This window comes from Sphingopyxis macrogoltabida, from assembly GCF_001307295.1.
Lineage (GTDB): Bacteria > Pseudomonadota > Alphaproteobacteria > Sphingomonadales > Sphingomonadaceae > Sphingopyxis > Sphingopyxis macrogoltabida_B.
In genome coordinates, this window is sequence record NZ_CP012700.1 from 2,897,929 (window position 1) to 2,918,725 (window position 20,797).

The window sequence follows — 20,797 nt, forward strand, 5'->3', positions numbered from 1 at the left end:
GAATTGCCGCATATTTTGTACTTTTTTGGGACATAAGTCGTCATTTTGGTTGATTCTGCCCCTCAATTCCCGATGGCGGACAGACAAACGCGGTTAACGCAATTGCGGCGTTCATAAAGCTTTGGCCTTTTGGCTTCAGTAGAAGGTGCATGGGGGTGTGGGCGGAGGCGCCAACGCACCTGCAACGGGAAAGAAGAGAGAAACCTATGTCTGTCCGAATGGCCCTCGCCAAGCTTTGCGCCTGCACCTGCGGCGGCGCGATCATCGGAACCGGCGCGATGCAGATCGCCGACGTTCCGAAGGCACGTGCAGCCCAGTCCTGTTCGCCCTGCGCGGGACCGGCCAAGAAGGTCGTCCGCAAGCGTCATGCGGCACGCAAGCCGGTCAAGCGCGTGCGCCGCGTCGTAACGACCAGGAAGGTGATCCGCACCGCGACCCCGCAAACGCAGGTGGTGACGCAAACCATCCCGCTCCCCCCGATCCCCTATGCCCCCTTCCCGCAGCGCGGCGGTTTTGAAGGCGGCGGCGGCGGCAGCGGCGTGACTGTGATCGGCGGCGGCTTTGGCGGCGGTTTCGGTGGCGGCTTCTTCGGCGGTTTCTTCGGCGGTTCGAGCGGAGGCGGCAGCAGCGGCAGCGTCGTCATCACCTCGACCACCACCGGCGGCCTCAGCTCGACCACCAGCACCTCGTCGGGTGTTTCGACCTCAACCGGCGGTGTCAGCACCTCGACCGGCGGCGTGTCGACGTCGACGGGCGGCGTCAGCACCTCGACCGGCGGCGTCTCGACCTCGTCGGGCAATGTTTCGACGTCCTCGGGGAATGTCAGTACATCCTCGGGCAATGTTTCGACCTCGTCGAGCAGCAGCTCGTCGTCGAGCTCGTCTTCGTCGTCGTCCTCTTCGTCCTCGTCGAGCTCGTCCTCGTCGGGCGGCTCGTCGAAGGGCGGCAGTTCGCACGGTTCGTCGCACGGCAGCTCGGGCTGGGGCAGCTCGTCGAAGGGTGGTTCGAGCAGTTCCTCGTCGAGCTCTTCCTCGTCCTCCTCGTCGTCGAGCAGCAGCACGTCGAGCGGTGCGACCTCGTCGGGCGCGACCGGCGGCAGCAGCAGCTTCGGCGCAACGAGCAGTTCGTCGTCTTCCTCGTCGAGCAGCAGCTCCTCGTCCAGCTCGTCGTCGAGCTCAGGCGGCAGCAGCAGCCATGGCGGTTCGTCGGGCGACCCGACCCCCGTCCCGGCGCCGCCGATGATGCTCCTGTTCGGTGCCGCCGCCGCCGCGCTCGTCGCGCGCCGCCGCGCGGCGAATCGCAACGCCGAGGATCAGGACGCGGCATAAGCCATCCACTGGCGGCCGGCATATCGGCAACCAAATTCGGGCCGCCCTGCGGGGCGGCCCTTTTTTGTGCGCGGTGGCCCGGCCGGATGGTTTCGGGCGGTTTCGGTCGGTGGCGGACATAATCGGCGTGCACCCCGGCGAAAGCCGGGGCCCAGGGCGTATTCACGCAAGGCCGGCTTTCCATCGCTCTGGGCCCCGGCTTTCGCCGGGGTGCAAAAGACGGGCGAACGTCCGCTCCCCACCCAATGCTGCCATCCGTCGACGGCGGGCACCGCAGGTGTACGCGCCCGCAAAACAGTTTGCCATTCGGAAAACCATCCTTATAGTTCACCACATGGCGAACCAACAAACCTCGCTCGACACTGTCTTCCACGCGCTTGCCGACCCGACCCGGCGCGCGGTGATCGGCCGCCTGCTCGGCGGCGCGGCGCCGGTGAAGCGGCTGGCCGAGCCCTTTGCGATGGGCCTGCCTGCGTTCATGAAGCATTTGTCGGTGCTCGAAACATCGGGGCTGATCCGCTCGGAAAAGGCGGGCCGCGTCCGGACCTGCCACCTCAACGCGGACCGGCTGGCCGCGGCCGAGGACTGGCTCTCGGAACAGCGGGCGATCTGGCAGGGGCGCACCAACCGCCTCGCCGCCTTCGTCGAATCGCAAAATCCCCCCACGAAATGACAGCGGAGCAAGCAGCATGACCAACCCGAGCGAACTCACCATATCGCGCCTGATCGCCGCCCCGCCCGCCGTTGTATGGAACGCGTGGAGCATGCCCGAAAACCTGGAAAAATGGTGGATTCCCGCGCCGATCGAGTGCCGGGTCGATACGCTCGACCTGCGCCCCGGGGGCGGCTTCGTCACGCGCATGCGCGAGGAGGGTGCCGCCGATTTCCAGCCGCATGTCGATGGCTGCTTTCTCGACGTGGTGCCGGAGCAGAAAATCGTTTTCACCACCGTGCTGACCGAAGGCTGGCAACCCGCCGATCCATGGCTCGCGCTGACCGCGATCCTGACCTTCGAACCGCAGGACGGCGGCACGCTCTACGCCGCACGCGTCCTCCACAAGAATCCAGGCGACAGCAGCAAGCATCTCGAGCTCGGCTTCCACGAGGGCTGGGGCACGGCGATCGCCCAACTGGCAGAGCTGACCGAGCGATAAAGCGGGCTTGCACCGCCCGCGCCGCGCCGCCATAGCGCGGCGCATGCACGATATCCGCCTGATCCGGGATAACCCGCAAGCTTTCGACGCCGGTCTCGCACGCCGCGGTCTCGAACCTTTGTCTGCCGAAATCCTCGCCGCCGACGCATCGCTGCGCGCGCTGCAGACCGATATCCAGTCGTCGCTCGCGCGCCGCAACGAAGCCTCGAAGCTGATCGGCCAGGCAATGGCGAAGGGCGACAAGGACGGCGCCGAGGCATTGAAGGCCGAGGTCGCCGACCTCAAGACCGCGCTTCCCGCCAAGGAAGAGGCCGAGCGCGAGCAGCTCGCCGCGCTGCACGACAGGCTTGCCGCGCTCCCCAACCTGCCCGCCGCCGACGTCCCCGAGGGCGAGGACGAAGAGGGCAATGTCGAGATTTCGCGCTGGGGCACCCCGCGCAGCTTCGACTTCGCGCCGCAGGAACATGCCGATTTCGCGCCCGCGCTCGGGCTCGATTTCGAAACCGCGGCAAAGATGTCGGGCGCGCGCTTCGCCTTCCTGAAAGGCCAGATGGCGCGGCTCGAACGCGCGCTCGGCCAATATATGATCGACCGCCAGACGATCGAGGCCGGCTATACCGAATGCGCGAGCCCGCTGATGGTCCGCGACGAGGCGGCCTATGGCACCGCCCAGCTCCCCAAGTTCCGCGAGGATTTGTTCCAGACCACCGACGGCCGCTGGCTGATCTCGACGTCGGAGATGAGCCTGACCAATGCGGTGCGCGAGGAAATCCTTCCCGAAGCCGAGCTGCCGGTCCGCATGACCGCGCTCACCCCCTGCTTCCGGTCCGAGGCCGGGTCGGCGGGGCGCGACACGCGCGGCTATATCCGCCAGCACCAGTTCTGGAAGGTCGAGCTCGTCTCGATCACCCGCCCCGAGGACAGCGACGCCGAACTCGAACGCAAGACGCGCGCCGCCGAGGCGATCCTCGAAGCGCTCGAACTGCCGTATCGCCGGATGCTGCTGTGCGCCGGCGACATGGGCTTCTCGGCGCGCAAGACCTACGACCTCGAAGTCTGGCTGCCCGGGCAGAACGCTTATCGCGAGATTTCGAGCTGTTCGAACTGCGGCGATTTCCAGGCGCGCCGCATGAACACGCGCTTCCGCCGCGATGGCGCAAAGGGTAACGAGTTCGTCCATACGCTGAACGGATCGGGTCTTGCGGTCGGGCGGACGCTGGTGGCGATCCTCGAAAATTACCAGCAGGCCGACGGCAGCGTCGATATTCCTGAGGTGCTGCTGCCCTATATGGGCGGGATCACCAAGCTGACGCCCGCCGCCTGACCCCTATCGTCATCCCGGACTTGATCCTGGATCCACGACGCCGTCGCTGAATGGATCCCGGATCAAGTCCGGGATGACGAAGAAAGAGAGACCGAAACGTGCGCATCCTCCTCACCAACGACGATGGCTATCACGCGCCCGGCATGGCGGTGCTGGAGGCGATCGCATGCCAGCTTTCGGACGACATCTGGGTTTGCGCACCGTCGGAGGAACAGTCGGGCGCCGGCCATTCGCTCACCCTGTCGCGTCCGGTGCGTATCCGCCGGCACGGCGAACGGCGCTGGTCGTGCAGCGGCACCCCGACCGATTCGGTGATGATGGCAATCGGCAAGCTGATGCCCGAAAAGCCCGACCTGATCCTGTCGGGGGTCAACCGCGGCGCCAACCTCGGCGACGACGTCACCTATTCGGGTACGGTCTCCGCCGCGATCGAGGGCGCGCTTGCGGGAATCCGTTCGATCGCGCTCAGCCAGGTCTATGCCCGCGAAGGCATGGGCGACAGCGTGCCGTTCGAGGCAGCCGAAGCGTGGGGCGCCAGGGTGCTGCGCCCGCTGCTCGACATGGAGATGGCACCGCGCACGCTGATCAACATCAACTTCCCCGCGATCCCCGCTGCCGAGGTGCAGGGCATCCGGGTAACGCGGCAGGGCTTCCACGACTATGGCCGCGGTTCGATCGTCGAGGGTACCGACCCGCGCGGCTATCCCTATTTCTGGTTCGGCCTGCACGGCATCGAGCATAGCCTCGGCCACGACAGCGACCTCGAGGCGATCGACGATAAATATATCTCGGTCACCCCGCTCCAGCTCGACCTGACCCACGACGCCTCGCTCGCCGCGCTGCGAAGCGCCTACGCCGCCTGATCCTTTCGCATTATCTGTGCCATAGCGGAACAGAAGCCTAGCCATCGCGCCCCGGCTTTGGCAAAGAGGGTGCATGGGGGGTGTCACACACCGTAATGCGCTATGGCTGCCGGGCGTGCTGTTGCTCGCCGGCTGTATTCCTGCGGCCAGTGCGCCGAGCCGCCCCGCTCCGCCGCCAGCGAGCGCAAGTCCCGAACCCGAACCCGACAGCTATGTGCGGCAGGACGTCATGGGCGGCGACGCCCGGCCGACCTGGACGCTGAAACCGGTCGCGACCAACGCGCGATGGGTCGGGGGTAACCTTTATATTGTGCGCCGCGGCGACACGTTGCGCGCGATCGGCGAGATGACGGGCGTCGGCTCCGAAGCGCTGGCGATGGAAAATGATCTCGCGCCGCCCTACACGCTGTTACCTGGACAACAGCTGCGCGTTCCGGCAGGCCTGTACCACCGCGTCGCGACCGGTGAGACGGGGATCGGCATCGCCGCCGCCTATGGCGTCGACTGGGGCGAGGTCATCACGATCAACGCACTCGCCGAGCCCTATATATTGCGCATCGGCCAGCGCCTGCGTCTGCCCTCGCACGCGAAGGCGCTGCCGCCGAAGGCGGTCGACGTCGCCGCGCGCGCCGCTGCCTTCAACCTCGACATCGACGATATCGCGACCGGCAGCCAGCCCGCGCTGGCCGAAAGCGCGCGGCCGACCGCCGCCAGCGCGGCACCGACGAAACCCGTCACCACCGCGATCGCCGCGCCCGCCAGCTTCGCGGGGCGGTTCCAGTGGCCGCTCACCGGAAAGATCATCGCGAAATTCGGTCCGCTCGCGCCGGGCAAGGTCAACGACGGGATCAACATCGCCGCCGCGACCGGTACCCCGATTCACGCCGCCGCGCCGGGCGTCGTCGCCTATGCCGGCGACCAGATCGGCGTCTATGGCGGGCTGATCCTGATCAACCATGGCGGCGGCTGGGTCAGCGCCTATGGCCATGCGGGGCGGATCGACGTCCAGCGCGGTCAGGCGGTCAAGGCCGGCGACATCATCGGCCGCGCCGGGGCGAGCGGCCAGGTCCAGTCGCCGCAGCTCCATTTCCAGCTCCGCAAGAATCGCATTCCGATTGACCCGCTGAAGCAATTGCCGCCAAGATAAGGGCGATGGCAAAGCCCCGCCGCACTCCTTTCGAGCACCGGTTCAACCCGCTGCGACGCATGAGCAAATGGCCGATCTGGGCCGACGTCGTCACGCGGCTTGGCGTCGCCTTCCTGCTGATCGCTTTCGTCGTGCTCGTCCACTGGATCGACCGCGCGGGATTGAAGGACAGCCACGACGGCCAGATCAGCTTCCTCGACGTCGTCTATTTCACGATGATCTCTGTGACCACGACGGGCTTTGGCGACATCGCGCCGGTGTCCGACCGCTCGCGGCTGATCGAAGCGGTCATCGTGACGCCGATCCGCATCATGGTACTCTTCATCTTCGTCGGCACCGCCTATAATTTCGTCCTCAAGCGCACATGGGAAAAATGGCGTATGGCCCGCATCCAGGCAAAGCTCACCAACCACATCGTCGTGCTCGGCTACGGCATCAGCGGCAGCGAAGCGGTCAGGGAACTGATCGCGCGCGGCACCGATCCCGCCTGCATCGTCGTGATCGACCAGTCGGGATCGCGGATTGCCGAGGCCGAAGCCGCCGGCTGCAACGTATTACAGGGCGATGCATCGAACGACGACACGTTGATCGACGTCCAGATCGCAAAGGCACAGTCGGTTCTTGTCTCGGCGGGGCGCGACGACGCGTCGATCCTGATGGTCCTGACCGTCCGCCACCTTGCGCCCAAGGTCCCGATCAGCGTCGTCGTTCGCGCTCAGGACAACGAACTGCTCGCGCGGCAGGCGGGCGCGAACAATGTCATCAACCCGGTCAGCTTCACCGGCCTGCTGCTAGCCGGGTCGGCGCAGGGCGCGCATGTCGCCGACTATATGGCCGACCTCGCCAGCGTCGGCGGCCGCGTCCAGCTCCGCGAACGCCCCGTCAGCGGCGAGGAAATCGGGCGCAGCATCGACCAGCTCGCCAGCGGCGGCCGCGGCCTGCGCATCTATCGCGGCGGCAAGCCCTATGGCTTTTGGGAAGCGGAAACGAAGCGCCTCGAACCCGGCGACCTGATCGTCGAGGTGATCAACTGCGAGGAATGCGAAGCGAGCGTTCCGGGCGGTTAGCCGCGCCAGAACAGCCAGCCCGCCCACAGCCAGCCGATGATCAGCAGGCTGCCGCCGATCGGGGTCACGGCGCCCAGCCAGCGCGGTCCGCCGAGCGCCATCGCATAGAGAGTGATGGCAAAGATCGCGCCGCCGACGAGCAGCATGATCGCCGGCCCGCGCGCAAAACCCATGATCGAGAGCGCGCCGACCGCGTGGATCAACTGGTACAGCCCGCCGGTGCGCAGCCATTCGGCCTCCTGCTGCCCCGCCGCGCCATGCGCGCCGAACGCCCCGGCCGCAACGGCAAGCGCCGCCGAAACTGCTGCAAATAGGCCGATCATCCTGCGTCCATTCTTCGTCTGCCAGACCTCACCCATGCCGCCGCGCGCCGGGCGTGACAAGTGCCGCAAAATCGATTAAAGGCGCGGCCAATCATGACAACCAAGACTCTTCCCGCCCAGCCGAAAGTCGGCATGGTGTCGCTCGGCTGCCCGAAGGCGCTCGTCGACAGCGAACGGATTCTGACCAAGCTGCGCGCCGACGGCTATGGCCTGTCGCCCGATTATGCGGGCGCCGATGTCGTGCTCGTCAACACCTGCGGCTTCCTCGATTCGGCGAAGGAAGAAAGCCTCGAGGCGATCGGCGAGGCGATGGCAGAGAACGGCCGCGTCATCGTCACCGGCTGCATGGGCAATGAAGCCGAGGTCATCCGCGCGCGCTTCCCGAACGTCCTCGCGGTCACCGGTGCACATCAGTATGAGCAGGTCGTCGACGCTGTCCACGACGCCGCGCCGCCAACACAGGGCCCCTTCATCGATCTTGTCCCCGAGGGTGGGCTCAAGCTGACGCCGCGCCACTACAGCTATCTGAAAATCAGCGAAGGCTGCAATCACAGCTGCTCCTTCTGCATCATCCCCGATCTGCGCGGCAAACTGGTCAGCCGCCGCATCGACGCGGTGCTGCGCGAGGCGGAAAAGCTCGTCGCGGCGGGCACCAAGGAGTTACTGGTGATCAGCCAGGACACGTCGGCTTACGGCGTCGATATCCGGCACGACCCGCGCCAATGGCACGGCCGCGAGGTGCGCGCGCATATGACCGACCTCGCGCGCGAACTCGGCCAGCTCCGGACCGGCGAAGGCCGCGCCCCGTGGGTGCGCCTCCACTATGTCTACCCCTACCCCCACGTCGACGCGGTCATCCCGCTGATGGCCGAGGGGCTGCTGACGCCCTATCTCGACATCCCCTTCCAGCACGCGGCGCCCGCCGTGCTCAAGCGCATGAAGCGCCCCGCGAACGAAGCGAAAGTGCTCGAACGGCTGAAGAGCTGGCGCGAAATCGCGCCCGACATTTCGATCCGATCGAGCTTCGTCGTCGGCTTCCCCGGCGAGACCGAGGCGGATTTCCAGTATCTGCTCGACTGGCTCGACGAAGCGCAGCTCGACCGCGTCGGCGCCTTCCGCTTCGAACCCGTCGCGGGGGCGCAGGCCAACGCGCTCGACAATCCGGTCCCCGAAGAGGTCAAGGAAGAGCGCTACCAGCGCATCATGGCCAAGACCGCCGCGATCAGCGCCGCCAAGCTGGAGGCCAAGATCGGTCGCACGCTCCCCGTGATCATCGACGAGGTCGGCGAGGCGGATGAAGAAGGCAGCATCGGCGCAACGGGCCGCAGCCAGGCCGACGCCCCCGAAATCGACGGCCACGTCTACCTCCGCGACGTCTCTGCGACGCTGAAGGCCGGAGACATCGTCGATGTAGAGATCGAGGATGCCGACGAGCACGATCTGTTCGGGGTCGTCGCGTAAAGCGGCGCTGTAAAGCAGGGCCTGCAAACCTGAGGGGCGAATGGCGGTTTTGGGGTGGAAAGCTGTCGTTGCATCTCCCCGCTTTCGTCATCCCGGACTTGATCCGGGATCCGTAGCTGCACCGTCGTCATGGATCCCGGATCAAATCCGGGATGACGAATGGGAAAGCTCCGCAACCGGCCGAAAGTAATCATTTCCCTCTTCCACACCGATGGAACAGCTTTGCACCTTTCCTGTTATAGGAGATACAGACCGCATCAGGGGCACCATATGCGTCTAATCCTACTGACGACCGCCACCTTGCTGCTCACCGCCTGCGAACGCAAGACCGAGGTCGAGCCGCCGCCGCGCGCGACCGACAAGGCGCCCTCGCCTACCCAGACATCGCTCATCGCGGTGCCGATCAACGCCAGCACCGCGTCGCTGAAAACCGCGCTCGAACGCGCGGTGCCGAAGACATTGTGGACGATCAACCAGCGCGAACGCGCATGCGTGAAACCGCAGCGGGTCAAGGTCTTCGGCAAGAAGGTCAAGATCACCCCGCCGATCGCCTGTACGATCGTCGGTCAGGTGACGCGCGGGCCGCTGCGCCTGCGCGGCGAAGGCAGCGAGATCGTCGTCGATGTGCCGATCCATGCCACGATCAGCGCCCGCGATGTCGGCGGCGTATTGAAGGGCGAGACCGCGACGGGCGCCGCGATGGCACATGCTCGGGTGCGGATCGAACTGACCCCCGAATGGCGCACGCAGGGCAAGGCGCGGATCAGCTATGGCTGGACCAACGCGCCGGGGATCGATTTCCTCGGGCGGCGGATCACCTTCACCGACGAAGCCGACGCCAAGCTGAAACCCGTCGTCCGCGACGTCGAGCGCGAGGTGAACCGCGAGATCGCGAAGATCTATATCCGCAAACAGGCGGCCGAAGTCTGGCGGCAAAGCTTCACCACGCTCGAACTCAACCGCGAAAACCCGCCGGTGTGGATGCGCGTAACGCCGCAGCGCATCCTCTATGGCGGCTACCGCCTCGACGGCCAGCAGATGCGCCTCAATCTGGGGCTGGAAGCGATCACTGAAACCTTTGTGTCGGGCCGGCCGCGCGACCCCGTGCCGACCCCGCTGCCCCGGCTGGTGCGCGAAACGCCCAAGCCGCATTTCGACGTCCGGGTGCCGGTGCTCGCCGATTATGCCCAGCTCGAGCCGGTGATCCACCGCGCGCTGGTCAAACGCTCGGCCCGCCCCTTCGTCCTGCCCGCGATCGGGCCGGTGATGGCCAAGTTCGGCAAGGTGACCGCCTATGGCGCGCCCGACAACCGGATTGCGGTCGGGATCGAGCTCGAGGCGCTGGTCCAGGGGGCAAAGCGCGAACCGACGCGCGGCCGCGTCTGGGTCACCGCGCGCCCGGTGAACGCACCCGGCTCGGCCAAGGTGAGCTTCATCGACCTGAAAGTCGATGGCGACACCAACGGCCTGAAGGGCGATCTGTTGCTCGGCATCGCCGAGAGCGAGGGTTTCGCGCCGCTGATCGCCGACGCGCTGACGCAGAATTTCACCCGCGACCTCGCGGAATTACAGGGCAAGATCCGGCGCGCAATCGACCAGCGGCGCGAGGGCGCCTTCGTCATCCGCACCCGCATCGACAGCTTCGAGACGGGCGAAATCACCGCTTATGGCAACGGCCTCTATCTGCCGGTGCGGATGGTCGGGGGCGCGAGCGTCGATTATCGGCCGGCAAAATAGGATCGAGTGCGCTTCGGCACCCTGTCCTACAATATCCGGAGGATCTACCGTCTTGGAATGATGCCCGACCGCGCTCCCCCCGCCCTGCCGCACCGCATCGTTACACCGGCCGCGCAGCTTGGTCAGAAAGACGATTTCAGTGTAAAGTCGCGCAGTATTTAGCCGTTTCGGAGAAAGCCTCGCTTCGCCCATTTCGTCACCCCGGACTTGATCCGGGGTCCCGCATATCACCGTTGATGAGCGGGACCCCGGATCAAGTCCGGGGTGACGGGAACGGGTATAACGAACGGCAAATTGCGCGTGAAGTTAGGCCGTTTTCCGCCCCTTTTTGGCGCAATCCCCTTGCGCTCAGAACAGGCGGGTGATCGCGTAGAAGATCGCGGCGACGATCGCGCTTGCCGGAATGGTGATGAACCACGCCGCGACGACATTGCCCGCAACGCCCCAGCGCACCGCACTGGCCCTACGCGCGACGCCGGCGCCGATGATGCTGCCGGTGATCGTGTGCGTCGTCGACACGGGGATGCCGAGCAGGCTCGCGGTGAACACCATGATCGACCCGCCGGTCGAGGCAGCGAAGCCCTGATGGTGCGACAGCTTGGTGATCCGGCCGCCCATCGTCTCGATGATCTTCCACCCGCCCGACAGCGTGCCGAGCGCGATCGCGATATAGCAACTGAACGCGACCCAGTGCGGGACGTGGAACTCGCCGCCGAGATAGCCGGTCGAATAGAGGAGGACGGTGATGATCCCCATCGTCTTCTGCGCATCGTTGAGGCCGTGGCTGATCGAATAGGCGGCCGACGACAGCAGGTGGAGATGGCGGAAGGTCTTCTCGGCAAAGCTGGCGGTCGCGCGGCGCAGCGCCCAGCTACTGACCAGCATCACCAGCATCGCGAGCAGCATGCCGAGCAAGGGCGACAGGAAAATCGCGACGACCGTCTTGTTGAGCCCCGTCCACTCGATCCCTTCGAACCCGGCGTGCGCGACGCCGGCGCCGACGATGCCGCCGACGAGCGCGTGGCTCGACGACGAGGGGATGCCCTTGAGCCAGGTGACGACGTTCCAGAACATCGCGCCGACGAGCGCCCCGAACACCACCGCCGGGGTCACCAGATCCTTGTCGATGATCCCCTTGCCGATCGTTTCGGCCACCTTGTGCAGCTCAGGGAAGATGATCGACAGGAAATAGGCGGCAAAATTGAAGAAGGCGGCGAACAGCACTGCCTGCACGGGCCGCAGCAGGCGCGTCGCGACGACGGTCGCGATGCTGTTCGCGGCATCGTGCAGCCCGTTCAGAAAGTCGAACGCCAACGCCAGAATGACAAGGCCGACGAGGAGCGGGAAAGCGAGTTCGTGCATGGTGGACGCCCCCGCTTATGCGTGGTCGATAACCAGACCGTCGATCTCGTTCGCGACATCCTCGAAACTGTCGGTGACGCGCTCGAGATGACGGTAGAGTTCGCGCCCGATCAGGAAGCGGACGCTGTTCGACTGCCCATGTTCCTTGAACAGGCGCTTGAGGCCCGCGGCGTGGATTTCGTCGGCGTGACCTTCCATCCGGACCAGCCGCTCAGTCAGCTCGTGAAGCCGCACGGCGTTGGCCGAAATGTTGCGCAGCAGCGGCAGCGCCTCGGCAGTCAGGCGCGCGGCGTCGACGATGATCCCGCCGATGTCGCGCATTTCAGGCTCGAATTCGGTGACATCGTACAGGTCGACGGCGCCCGCGGTCTTCTGCATCTCGTCGATCGCATCGTCCATCGAGGCGATCAGGTCGGTGATCGCGCTGCGGTCGAACGGGGTCAGGAAGGTGCGGCGGACCGTCTGGAGCACTTCGCGGGTGATCGCGTCGGCGTCATGCTCGCGCTCGATGATCTCCTGCACATGGTCGGCCATGCCCTCGCCGCCCTGCAGCATCCGCGACAAGGCGTTCGCCCCGGCGACCAGCGTCGCGGCGTGGCTTTCGAACAATTCGAAGAAATTTCCCTGTCGCGGCAGCAAACGCTGAAACCAAGCGAACATCCAGCTTACCCCTGTTTTGTCGGCTACATTCTGGACGACCCCGCGCGGCTGGGCGACAGCACGAAAACCGCCGTCGCCGAACGAGCGGATCAGCGCCTGCAAATCGGGTTCCTCGACCGCCGACGCGGCATCGCGGAACGAGAACCATTTGCGGTCGCGTTCGTCCATTTCCTTCCAGTCGTCGAGCTCGTTGGTCACGGCGAGCGGAAAAACTTCGACGTTGTACATGATCGATGCGCCATTCGCCCGGCGCTTGCGATATTCATAACTGCCGATCGGCGTCGGACAGACGGCGCCGATCACGCCCGCTTCCTCCTCGGCCTCGATCGCCGCGGCGGCATGGCGTTCCATTCCGGTCAGCGGATTGCCCTTCGGCACCACCCAGCGCTTTGTCTCGCGCGATGTGATCAGCAGAATCTCGGTCGGCCCGTCCTGCGCAGGACCGCCGAATCGATAGGGAAGGACGGCAATCTGGCGCATATGCTCGATCCTTTCCAAAGATTCGGGCGAAGATTCAAGGCGCGGGACGCGCAGGTGACAAAAGCGTTACGCCCCTATGACAATAATGTGACAGCGACAAGGATGCTTCACACCCCCCACCCCCCTACTTTCACCCCTGTCAATTCGATTGCAAAATGAAACGCGGCGCGTAATCTCCCCTTCAAACATAGTCGGGAGACAGGATGATGGCAGGCACGGCGACGATGGAACGTCCCGCGGGGACGAAGGCTGCACCGGTCGATCAGGACGTGCTGATCGTCGGAGCGGGAATTTCGGGCATCGGCATGGCGGTGCATCTGCAGCAGCATAGCCCCGACCGCAGCTTCGCGCTCGTCGAGCGCCGCGCCGACCTTGGCGGCACCTGGGACCTGTTCCGCTATCCGGGCATCCGGTCGGATAGCGACATGCACACGCTGGGTTTCGTCTTCGAACCGTGGAAGCATGAAAAGACGATCGCCGACGGCCCCGCGATCCTCGAATATCTGAACCGCATCGTCGACGAACGCCATATCCGCGAACGCATCCGCTTCAACAAAAAGGTCGTCGGTGCCGACTGGGACAGCGCCGCGGCGCGCTGGACGGTGACGATGGAGGACGACAAAGGCGCGGTGACCACGACAACCGCGCGCTGGCTCTATCTCGGCTCGGGCTATTATGACTATGACGAGCCGTTCGACGCCGGGTTCACTGGGCGCGAGGACTTCCAGGGGCAGATATTGCATCCGCAATTCTGGCCGAAGGATCTCGACTACGCCGGCAAGAAGATCGTCGTGATCGGATCGGGCGCGACGGCGGTGACGATCGTTCCCGCGATGACCGACAAGGCGGCGCATGTGACGATGCTCCAGCGCACGCCGACCTGGTACTTCATCCGTCCCGCAAAGGATGGGTTCGCAAACTTCCTGCGCAAGGTGCTGCCCGAGGAACTCGCCTACAAGATTACGCGCTTCAAGAATGTGAAGCTGCAGGACATCAGCTTCCGCCGCGCCCGTGAAAAGCCCCAGAAGGTCAAGGATTTCCTGACCAAGAAGCTGAAGGCCGCGCTGGGCGACCGTTACGACGCGACTGCCTTCACCCCGCCCTATAACCCGTGGGAACAGCGGCTGTGCCTCGTCCCCGACGCCGATTTCTTCGAGGCGATGAAGGCGGACAAGGCGTCGGTGGTCACCGACCATATCGAACGCTTTGACGCCACCGGCGTCCAGCTCAAATCGGGCAAGCATCTCGATGCCGACATCATCGTCACCGCGACAGGGCTCAAGCTCGCCGTCGCGGGCAAGATCCCCGTCCGCGTCGACGGCGATCCCGTCGATTGGAGCGAGCATTTCTATTACAAGGCGTGCATGTTCTCGAACGTCCCGAATTTTTCGGCGGTGTTCGGCTATCTCAACGCTTCATGGACCCTGCGTGCCGATATCGTCGCCGAATATGTCTGCCGCGTGCTCAATCATATGCAGGCGACCGGCACCGACGCCGCGACACCGGTACTCGCCGACCCATCGACGCTGAACGAGGAGAATATCTTCGACTTCTCGTCGGGTTATATCCAGCGCTCGCTGCACATCATGCCGAAGAATGCAGACAAACTGCCGTGGCGGCTCAGCCAGAATTATGTGCAGGATCGCGTCGACATGCGCAGCGGCGCGATCGCCGACGGCGTGCTCGCGTTCAGCCGGGCGGGCGAGGTGGCGCCCAGCGCCGCAGTGCCGGCCCTCGAAGCGGCGGAATGACGTTCAGGCGCCGCGCTTCTTGGCGCGGTGCCGCCGGACCAGCCAGAAAACAAGCCCGCCGACGATCAGGAGCAGGACGGGCAAGGCGATCCGCATCGTCCGCGCCCCTGTTTCATATTGGTCGATGAATTCGAGCGCGGGCGGCTTGGTCTTGCTGCCGAGCACATTCCATTCGGTGACCTGCATCGGCCCGTCATTCTGGGCGTAGAAGCGCAGTGAAACGGTCGTCCATTTGCCGGCGCTGGTACCGACCACCACCACCTCTTCCTGTCGCTCCTTGAGCCCCGGCGTGGCGTTGGTTTTCCAATCGTAGGACGCAAGCTGCCACGTCGCCTTGCCCTCGGGGCATTCGCGCGGCAGCGCCGGTGCGGCCTCGATCGTCGAATTGGCAATCTCGGGATGCAGCAGCGATCGCGCGCCGGGGGGATCGGTGCAGAAGCCCTCGGCGATCGCGACGAGTTCCTTCTGCCGCTCGGGCGTCACCAGCTTGTCGAGCGCCGCCTGGAAGCTGCAGCCGCCCAACGCCGCCGTCGCAAAAATCACGAAACCGCTGTGCCGGAAATAACCCATCACCCGTCCCCTGCTGATGGCCAGCAGGAGAGATGACCGATTTTGCGGAGCTAATCCAGCCCTGCGCTAATCGAGGTGTTCGGGCTTGCCTTTGGTCGATCCCTTGGCAAAATCCTCGAGCTGCTTTTCGGTCATACTGTCGACCATCTGCTTCGACGCGCCCTTGAGTTTCGATTTGGGCGTATCCCCGCGTTTCGCACTTAGCGCAGCGCCGGCCGCCTTCTGCTGCGCTTTCGATTTGGCTGGCATGACAATGCTCCTCTCCGCCCCCGCAATCCGTTAACGCCCTCTACCCATTAACGATCGTGCCGCCGTTGGGATGCAGCACCTGACCCGACATATAGCTGCTGTCGTCGCAGGCGAGGAACAGGAAGGCGGGCGCAACCTCATTGGGTTCGCCGGGACGCTTCATCGGCGTACTTTCGCCGAAATGCTCGACCTTTTTCGCCGGCGCGCCGCCGCGCGGATTGAGCGGGGTCCAGATCGGTCCCGGTGCGACCGCGTTGACGCGAATGCCCTTGCCCACCAGATTTTCGCTCAGCGAGCGGGTGAAGGCAGTGATCGCGCCCTTGGTGGCGCTGTAATCGAGCAGTCCTTCCGACCCCTGATACATGGTGACGCTGGTGCAATTGACGATCGCCGCGCCCTTGCCGAGGTGCGGCAGCGCCGCCTGCACCAGATAGAACATGCCGAAGATGTTGGTGGCGAAGGTGCGGTGCAACTGCTCGGCGCTGATGTCGCGGATATCGGCGGCGGGATGCTGCTCGCCGGCGTTGTTGACGACGATATCGAGCTGGCCGAGCTTTTCGATGGTGCGTGCGACGATCCGTTCGCCGGCATCGGGCTTCCCGATGTCGGCCTTGATCGCGATCGCACGGCGCCCTTCGGCCTTGACGATCGCCACCGTATCGGCAGCGTCGTCCTTGTTGCTGTGATAGACGAGCGCGATGTCGGCACCCTCGCGCGCGAACAGGGCGCACACCGCACGGCCGATGCCGCTGTCGCCGCCCGTGACGATCGCAACCTTGCCGTCGAGCCGGCCCGATCCCGGAAAGCGCGGCTGCCATTTCGGCGCGCGGTCGAGGTCGGCCTCACGGTCCGACGGCGGCTTCGCGATCGATTTGGCGGGTCCCACCGCCTTGCGCAGCTTCGCGGCGGCCCGAACCTTGCCCTTCTTCTCCTTGGGCGTCTCGCCGACCTTGCCGGCCTTGGGCTGCTTCGCCATTGCTACGCCTCCTTCACTTCATCGGCAGGAAATCGCGGGCATATTCGGGCTTCACCGCGTGCACGATCGCCTGCGACATCGGCAGGTTGATCTTGTAGCTGCCCTCCGCATAGGCGCCGATTTCATAAGGGGCGATCGCGATCGTCAGCCGGTCGAGATAGCGGCCGTCGGACGAGCCGAGCCATATCGTCTGCGCCGCGGCGGACGGGCATTTGCCGAAGGGGCTGCCATCGCGGACCCATTCGACGCCGCGCGCCGCCTTCGCGCGTTCGATTGCCGCGCACAGGTCGTCGTTCACCGCCTTGTCGAATGCTTCGCCACTGGCGAACATGTCGAGGGGTTTCAGCCGCTTCGCGCGATTGCGGTCCCAGACCAGCGTGTCGAAGGTCTGCATGCCATGCGCGCCGCCCATATAGGTTTCGATCTCCGCCGACAGGCTGAGGAATCGCGGCGTATTGGTTATCCGCTGCCATTTCTGGAGGTGGCTGTGCGCATAATAGGGAAAGCCTTCCTTTTTCGCGGCCTCCTGATCGCGGCGCGCGGCGCTTACCAGCGCATCACGCTGCGTTGCCCGGTCGTTGTCGAGCCATGCCGCAAGCCCGGGAATCTGGGCCGCTTCGGCGGGATAGCTATAAGCAAACTCGACGAGATCGTTCTTCTCCTTGACGTCGGATGCCGGCGCATTTTTCGCCGCGACATCGGCCGGCCCGCCCGGCGGCGCGCCGGGGACGGCGGCGGCCGCCGCCTTTTCGGCGGGCGTATCGGGCTTCTCCGAACAGGCGGTCAGGATGAGCGCGCCCGACAGGAGCAGCGCGACGGCGGAACGGTATCGAAGGTTCGTCATCCCCGAACAACGCCGGGAATCGACAAAGTTTCCTTGCGGGCCTAGCACGCTGGCATGATCGACTATTCCGACATGATCCAGCCCGACCAGGGGCAGGACGCCCGCGCCATCCACCTCGTCGACAAGAAAAGCTATGACGGCTGGCTGAAGGAGCGCAGCGCGCGCGAGCGTGCGCACCTCGCCGCCGTCGGGTTCAAGCCCGATGCCTTCGTCCACGCGATCCTGCCCGGCGACGACCCCGAACGCTGGGGCGTGGTGACGACCGTCGCCGACGTCGAAAACCTCTCGGCCTGGTGCCTCGCCAAGCTGGGGCAGATATTGCCCGAGGGCCGCTATCGCGTCGAAGGGCGGCAGCCGGGCAAGGCGCTGTTCGGCTGGATGAGCGCGCAATATCGCTTCGATGCCTATCGCAAGAAGGTCGAGACCAAGGGCGCGCGCGTGCTGCTGACCAGCGATGTCGGCGCGATCGCGCCGATGGTGGCCGAGGCGCGCGCAACCGCGCTCGTCCGCGACCTCGTCAACACGCCCGCCGCCGACATGGGGCCCGCGAGCATCGAGAAGGCGGCCGAGCGTATCGCCAAGGCGCACGGCGGCAAGCTCAGCGTCACCAAGGGCGAAGCGCTCGAACAGGGCTATCCGATGATCCACGCGGTCGGGCGCGCGGCGGCGAAACATCACGCGCCGCGGCTGATCGAGATCGTCTGGGGCAAGGAAGATCATCCGCGCGTCGCGCTGGTCGGCAAGGGCATCAGCTTCGACAGCGGCGGGCTCGACATCAAGCCGTCGGCGGGCATGCGGCTGATGAAGAAGGATATGGGCGGCGCCGCGCATGTGCTGGCGCTCGCCGAACTGGTGATGGCAGCGGGGCTGCCGGTACGCCTGCACTGCCTCGTCGCCGCAGCGGAGAACGCGATTTCCGCCGACGCTTTTCGCCCCGGCGACGTGCTCAAGAGCCGGCTCGGGCTGACGGTCGAGATCGGTAACACCGATGCCGAGGGGCGGCTCGTGCTCGGCGACGCGCTCGCCAGGGCGGGCGAAGACAAGCCCGAACTGATCCTCGATTTCGCAACGCTGACCGGCGCCGCGCGCGTCGCGCTGGGTCCCGACCTGCCGGCCCTGTTCGCGAACGACGACAGCCTCGCCGACGATTTGCTGAAAGGCGGCAGCGAACGCGAAGATCCGCTGTGGCGGATGCCGCTGTGGGACGGTTATGCCGACCTCCTCGAAACCGACATCGCGGATATCGGCAATGCCGGGAGTTCGGCTTTCGCCGGGACCATCACCGCCGCGCTGTTTCTCAAACGCTTCATCCCCGACAACACCGCCTGGGCGCATTTCGACACCTTCGCCTGGCGCCCCGCGGCGAAACCCGGCCGGCCGAAGGGCGGTGCCGCGCTCGGACTGCGCGCCGCATGGGCGATGTTGCAGGCGCGCTACGACCGCCGGAGCCAGCGTAGCCCGGCGGGCGAAGCGTCTTGATAAAGGCGGGCCTGCTGGTCTAATGCGCCGCGATTGTCCGCCGCGGGCGGGCGGCGACTTCAACAGGACGGCATGTGACAGCGAAGAATGGCGACAGTATAGCGGCGAACCGCGTGCGCATGGGACGCCCCGGCGTCGTCGGCGCCGGGCGTGACCGCTTCGGCCTGACCGGCACGTCGCAGACGTTCGACCCGCGCGTCGTCGCAATCCGTCCCGATCTGGCCGATATCGCCGTCGCCGGCCAGCATTTCGCGCCGCATTATGCCGCGCCGATGATGCGCAGCGGGGCGCTACCCGCCGCGACGATGCGCGCCGCACCCTCGCTCGATGCCGAACAGACGAGCGAGCTGCTGTTCGGCGAGGGTTTCGCGCTGCTCGACCTGACCGGCGGCTGGGCATGGGGCTACAGCCTCGCCGACCATTATGTCGGTTATCTTGCCGCCGATGCGCTCGGCGTGCCGATCGCGCCGACGCACCGCGTCCATGCCGCCGAGGCGATCCTGCATAGCGCCCCCGACGCCGCGGCCGGCGGCTCGGCGATCCTGCCGCGCGGCGCGCTCGTCATGGGCGAAGCCGAGGGCGAATGGCTCGCGACCTCGCACGGCTTCCTGCCGCTGGCGGCGCTGGTCGACGTCGATGCCCGCGACGATGACCCGGCGGCGATCGCCGAAGCGCTCACCGGCACCCCTTATGTCTGGGGCGGCCGCACCGCAAAGGGCATCGACTGCTCGGGGCTCGTCCAGCTCGCATGGAGCATGGCGGGTGTCCAGTTGCCGCGCGACAGCGACCTGCAACTCGCATCGCTGGGTGCGGACAAGGATGTCGACCCCGCGGCGCTGGCGCGCGGCGACCTCGTCTTCTTTCCCGGCCATGTCGGGATCATGGCCGACGACGCCAACATCATCCACGCCAGCCGACGATGGATGGCGGTGAACAGCGAACCGCTGGCCGACGTCATCGCGCGTTCGGCGGCGAAAGGGAATGATGTGCCGGTCTCCGGCTATAAACGATTGCGGTAAAATCATGACACAGACGGTCTTCATCGACGGCGCGGCGGGAACGACGGGCCTGGAAATCGCCGAGCGGCTGGCCGGGCGGAACGAATTCACGCTCGTCACGCTCGACGACGCGCGCCGCAAGGATGCATCGGCGCGGCGCGAAGCCTTGAACGATGCCGATTTCGTCATCCTCTGCCTGCCCGACGATGCCGCGCGCGAATCCGTCGCGATGATCGAAAACGATACGACGCGGGTGATCGACGCGTCGACCGCGCACCGCGTCGCGCCCGGCTGGGTCTATGGCTTTCCCGAAGTCAGCGGTCACAAGGCCGTCGCCGCAGCGGCGCGTGTCAGCAATCCCGGCTGCTATTCGACCGGCTTCGTCGCGCTGGTCGCACCGCTGGTCCGCGCCGGCCTGCTTCCCGCCGACTGGCCCTATAGCTGCAACGCGGTCAGCGGCTATTCGGGCGGCGGCAAGGCGCTGATCGAACGCTTCGAGCAGGACACCGATATCGCCTGGCGCGGCTATGCCCTCGCTCTCGGCCACAAACATCTGCCCGAAATGCAGTCGAACTGCGGCCTGTCGATCGCGCCGCTCTTTTCGCCCGCCGTGATCGCGGCGCATCGCGGCATGGTCGTCGAAGTGCCGTTGCCGCTTGCCGCAATGCCCGGCGCCGCAACGCCCGACGCGTTACGCAGGGCGCTGGCGGAATTTTACGCGGGCAGCCCGGTCGCGGTGATGGGCGAAACCCCGGCCGACGGCGAAATGCTGCTTCGCGGGTCGCAGGCGGGCGACGACCGCATCGAATTGTTCGTGTTCGGCAATTCGGGCGGCAGCCAGGCGCGCCTCGTCGCGCGGCTCGACAATCTCGGCAAGGGCGCCAGCGGCGCCTGCGTCCAGAACCTCAACATCATGGCGGGGTTGCCCGAAACGGCGGGCCTGCGGCTCTAGGGTCAAGACCCATTAATTTGCCGTTCGAGTTTGAAGCGATTTTGTTCAGGGCGAGGAGAAAAGGCGTAGGAA

20 protein-coding genes are annotated in these 20,797 nt (G+C 65.7%); 12 read left to right on the forward strand and 8 right to left on the reverse strand.

Annotation, left to right across the window (positions count from 1 at the left end):
- Nucleotides 1–484: 484 nt before the first annotated feature.
- A complete protein-coding gene (locus AN936_RS13545; protein ID WP_201782917.1) occupies nucleotides 485–1,303 on the reverse strand; it encodes a hypothetical protein in 819 nt (272 codons plus the stop codon).
- 359 nt (nucleotides 1,304–1,662) lie between these two features.
- Between AN936_RS13545 and AN936_RS13555 the strand changes: the two genes are divergently transcribed.
- The 6 genes from AN936_RS13555 (at nucleotide 1,663) to AN936_RS13580 (ending at nucleotide 6,883) form a co-directional block, all read left to right on the forward strand.
- The gene (locus AN936_RS13555) at nucleotides 1,663–2,001 is read left to right on the forward strand and encodes an ArsR/SmtB family transcription factor (RefSeq protein ID WP_054588601.1); all 339 of its coding nucleotides are present in this window, start codon (nucleotides 1,663–1,665) and stop codon (nucleotides 1,999–2,001) included.
- Between the two features lie 16 nt (nucleotides 2,002–2,017).
- The gene (locus tag AN936_RS13560) at nucleotides 2,018–2,482 is read left to right on the forward strand and encodes an SRPBCC domain-containing protein (RefSeq protein ID WP_054588602.1); all 465 of its coding nucleotides are present in this window, start codon (nucleotides 2,018–2,020) and stop codon (nucleotides 2,480–2,482) included.
- A 43-nt stretch (nucleotides 2,483–2,525) separates the two neighbouring features.
- Nucleotides 2,526–3,806 (forward strand): serine--tRNA ligase, encoded by a 1,281-nt coding sequence (gene serS, locus AN936_RS13565; protein ID WP_054590288.1) that lies wholly within the window; start codon nucleotides 2,526–2,528, stop codon nucleotides 3,804–3,806.
- A 98-nt stretch (nucleotides 3,807–3,904) separates the two neighbouring features.
- Complete coding sequence (surE, locus tag AN936_RS13570; protein WP_054588603.1) at nucleotides 3,905–4,669, forward strand: 5'/3'-nucleotidase SurE; 765 nt, start codon at nucleotides 3,905–3,907, stop codon at nucleotides 4,667–4,669.
- 73 nt (nucleotides 4,670–4,742) lie between these two features.
- Entirely contained in the window at nucleotides 4,743–5,816 is a 1,074-nt protein-coding gene (locus AN936_RS13575; protein ID WP_054588604.1) for a LysM peptidoglycan-binding domain-containing M23 family metallopeptidase, read from the forward strand.
- 5 nt (nucleotides 5,817–5,821) lie between these two features.
- Nucleotides 5,822–6,883: a potassium channel family protein gene (locus AN936_RS13580; protein WP_054588605.1), complete on the forward strand. Its 1,062-nt coding sequence runs from the start codon at nucleotides 5,822–5,824 to the stop codon at nucleotides 6,881–6,883.
- Here the strand turns inward: AN936_RS13580 and AN936_RS13585 are convergent.
- On the reverse strand, nucleotides 6,880–7,206 hold the full coding sequence (locus AN936_RS13585) for a DUF423 domain-containing protein (RefSeq protein WP_054588606.1): 327 nt from the start codon (nucleotides 7,204–7,206) through the stop codon (nucleotides 6,880–6,882). The two genes, AN936_RS13580 and AN936_RS13585, sit on opposite strands and share 4 nt — an antisense overlap.
- A gap of 93 nt (nucleotides 7,207–7,299) precedes the next feature.
- On the opposite strand from AN936_RS13585, the gene rimO reads away from it, so the two are divergent.
- Nucleotides 7,300–8,667, forward strand: a complete 1,368-nt coding sequence (gene rimO / locus AN936_RS13590; RefSeq protein WP_054588607.1) for a 30S ribosomal protein S12 methylthiotransferase RimO — start codon at nucleotides 7,300–7,302, stop codon at nucleotides 8,665–8,667.
- Nucleotides 8,668–8,937: 270 nt separating this feature from the next.
- Nucleotides 8,938–10,404, forward strand: a complete 1,467-nt coding sequence (locus AN936_RS13595) for a DUF4403 family protein (protein ID WP_054588608.1) — start codon at nucleotides 8,938–8,940, stop codon at nucleotides 10,402–10,404.
- A 348-nt stretch (nucleotides 10,405–10,752) separates the two neighbouring features.
- On the opposite strand, the gene AN936_RS13600 is transcribed toward AN936_RS13595, so the two are convergent.
- Both AN936_RS13600 and AN936_RS13605 read right to left on the reverse strand, forming a co-directional pair.
- The gene (locus AN936_RS13600) at nucleotides 10,753–11,766 is read right to left on the reverse strand and encodes an inorganic phosphate transporter (protein WP_054588609.1); all 1,014 of its coding nucleotides are present in this window, start codon (nucleotides 11,764–11,766) and stop codon (nucleotides 10,753–10,755) included.
- A 15-nt stretch (nucleotides 11,767–11,781) separates the two neighbouring features.
- Nucleotides 11,782–12,906 carry a DUF47 family protein gene (locus AN936_RS13605; RefSeq protein WP_158500092.1) on the reverse strand — a complete coding sequence of 375 codons (1,125 nt, stop codon included), beginning with the start codon at nucleotides 12,904–12,906 and terminating at the stop codon, nucleotides 11,782–11,784.
- A 206-nt stretch (nucleotides 12,907–13,112) separates the two neighbouring features.
- Between AN936_RS13605 and AN936_RS13610 the strand changes: the two genes are divergently transcribed.
- Nucleotides 13,113–14,657, forward strand: a complete 1,545-nt coding sequence (locus AN936_RS13610; protein WP_234715839.1) for a flavin-containing monooxygenase — start codon at nucleotides 13,113–13,115, stop codon at nucleotides 14,655–14,657.
- A 3-nt stretch (nucleotides 14,658–14,660) separates the two neighbouring features.
- Here AN936_RS13610 and AN936_RS13615 read toward each other — a convergent pair whose 3' ends face one another.
- The 4 genes from AN936_RS13615 to AN936_RS13630 form a co-directional block, all read right to left on the reverse strand.
- Nucleotides 14,661–15,227, reverse strand: coding sequence for a hypothetical protein (locus AN936_RS13615; protein ID WP_054588610.1), 567 nt, complete (start codon nucleotides 15,225–15,227; stop codon nucleotides 14,661–14,663).
- 66 nt (nucleotides 15,228–15,293) lie between these two features.
- Complete coding sequence (locus tag AN936_RS13620) at nucleotides 15,294–15,476, reverse strand: DUF3008 family protein (RefSeq protein WP_054588611.1); 183 nt, start codon at nucleotides 15,474–15,476, stop codon at nucleotides 15,294–15,296.
- A 40-nt stretch (nucleotides 15,477–15,516) separates the two neighbouring features.
- Entirely contained in the window at nucleotides 15,517–16,452 is a 936-nt protein-coding gene (locus AN936_RS13625) for an SDR family oxidoreductase (RefSeq protein ID WP_084758360.1), read from the reverse strand.
- A gap of 13 nt (nucleotides 16,453–16,465) precedes the next feature.
- Nucleotides 16,466–17,296 carry a DUF4163 domain-containing protein gene (locus AN936_RS13630; protein WP_054588612.1) on the reverse strand — a complete coding sequence of 277 codons (831 nt, stop codon included), beginning with the start codon at nucleotides 17,294–17,296 and terminating at the stop codon, nucleotides 16,466–16,468.
- Between the two features lie 54 nt (nucleotides 17,297–17,350).
- Here AN936_RS13630 and AN936_RS13635 point away from each other — a divergent pair, with 54 nt between their 5' ends.
- The 3 genes from AN936_RS13635 (at nucleotide 17,351) to argC (ending at nucleotide 20,725) form a co-directional block, all read left to right on the forward strand.
- Nucleotides 17,351–18,775: a leucyl aminopeptidase family protein gene (locus AN936_RS13635; protein ID WP_054588613.1), complete on the forward strand. Its 1,425-nt coding sequence runs from the start codon at nucleotides 17,351–17,353 to the stop codon at nucleotides 18,773–18,775.
- Nucleotides 18,776–18,849: 74 nt separating this feature from the next.
- Nucleotides 18,850–19,794 (forward strand): C40 family peptidase, encoded by a 945-nt coding sequence (locus tag AN936_RS13640; RefSeq protein ID WP_234715572.1) that lies wholly within the window; start codon nucleotides 18,850–18,852, stop codon nucleotides 19,792–19,794.
- Between the two features lie 4 nt (nucleotides 19,795–19,798).
- A complete protein-coding gene (gene argC / locus AN936_RS13645; RefSeq protein ID WP_054588615.1) occupies nucleotides 19,799–20,725 on the forward strand; it encodes an N-acetyl-gamma-glutamyl-phosphate reductase in 927 nt (308 codons plus the stop codon).
- The last annotated feature ends 72 nt before the right edge of the window (nucleotides 20,726–20,797 follow it).

Bases quoted from the DNA above. Each gene is read 5' to 3' on its own strand.
- AN936_RS13555 (WP_054588601.1), top strand. From the start codon at position 1,663: ATGGCGAACCAACAAACCTCGCTCGACACTGTCTTCCACGCGCTTGCC.
- AN936_RS13610 (WP_234715839.1), top strand. From the start codon at position 13,113: ATGGCAGGCACGGCGACGATGGAACGTCCCGCGGGGACGAAGGCTGCA.
- AN936_RS13560 (WP_054588602.1), top strand. From the start codon at position 2,018: ATGACCAACCCGAGCGAACTCACCATATCGCGCCTGATCGCCGCCCCG.
- AN936_RS13600 (WP_054588609.1), bottom strand. From the start codon at position 11,766: ATGCACGAACTCGCTTTCCCGCTCCTCGTCGGCCTTGTCATTCTGGCG.
- serS (WP_054590288.1), top strand. From the start codon at position 2,526: ATGCACGATATCCGCCTGATCCGGGATAACCCGCAAGCTTTCGACGCC.
- AN936_RS13585 (WP_054588606.1), bottom strand. From the start codon at position 7,206: ATGATCGGCCTATTTGCAGCAGTTTCGGCGGCGCTTGCCGTTGCGGCC.
- AN936_RS13630 (WP_054588612.1), bottom strand. From the start codon at position 17,296: ATGACGAACCTTCGATACCGTTCCGCCGTCGCGCTGCTCCTGTCGGGC.
- argC (WP_054588615.1), top strand. From the start codon at position 19,799: ATGACACAGACGGTCTTCATCGACGGCGCGGCGGGAACGACGGGCCTG.
- AN936_RS13595 (WP_054588608.1), top strand. From the start codon at position 8,938: ATGCGTCTAATCCTACTGACGACCGCCACCTTGCTGCTCACCGCCTGC.
- AN936_RS13625 (WP_084758360.1), bottom strand. From the start codon at position 16,452: ATGGCGAAGCAGCCCAAGGCCGGCAAGGTCGGCGAGACGCCCAAGGAG.
- AN936_RS13575 (WP_054588604.1), top strand. From the start codon at position 4,743: ATGGGGGGTGTCACACACCGTAATGCGCTATGGCTGCCGGGCGTGCTG.
- rimO (WP_054588607.1), top strand. From the start codon at position 7,300: ATGACAACCAAGACTCTTCCCGCCCAGCCGAAAGTCGGCATGGTGTCG.
- AN936_RS13635 (WP_054588613.1), top strand. From the start codon at position 17,351: ATGATCGACTATTCCGACATGATCCAGCCCGACCAGGGGCAGGACGCC.
- AN936_RS13605 (WP_158500092.1), bottom strand. From the start codon at position 12,906: ATGCGCCAGATTGCCGTCCTTCCCTATCGATTCGGCGGTCCTGCGCAG.
- AN936_RS13620 (WP_054588611.1), bottom strand. From the start codon at position 15,476: ATGCCAGCCAAATCGAAAGCGCAGCAGAAGGCGGCCGGCGCTGCGCTA.
- AN936_RS13615 (WP_054588610.1), bottom strand. From the start codon at position 15,227: ATGGGTTATTTCCGGCACAGCGGTTTCGTGATTTTTGCGACGGCGGCG.
- AN936_RS13580 (WP_054588605.1), top strand. From the start codon at position 5,822: ATGGCAAAGCCCCGCCGCACTCCTTTCGAGCACCGGTTCAACCCGCTG.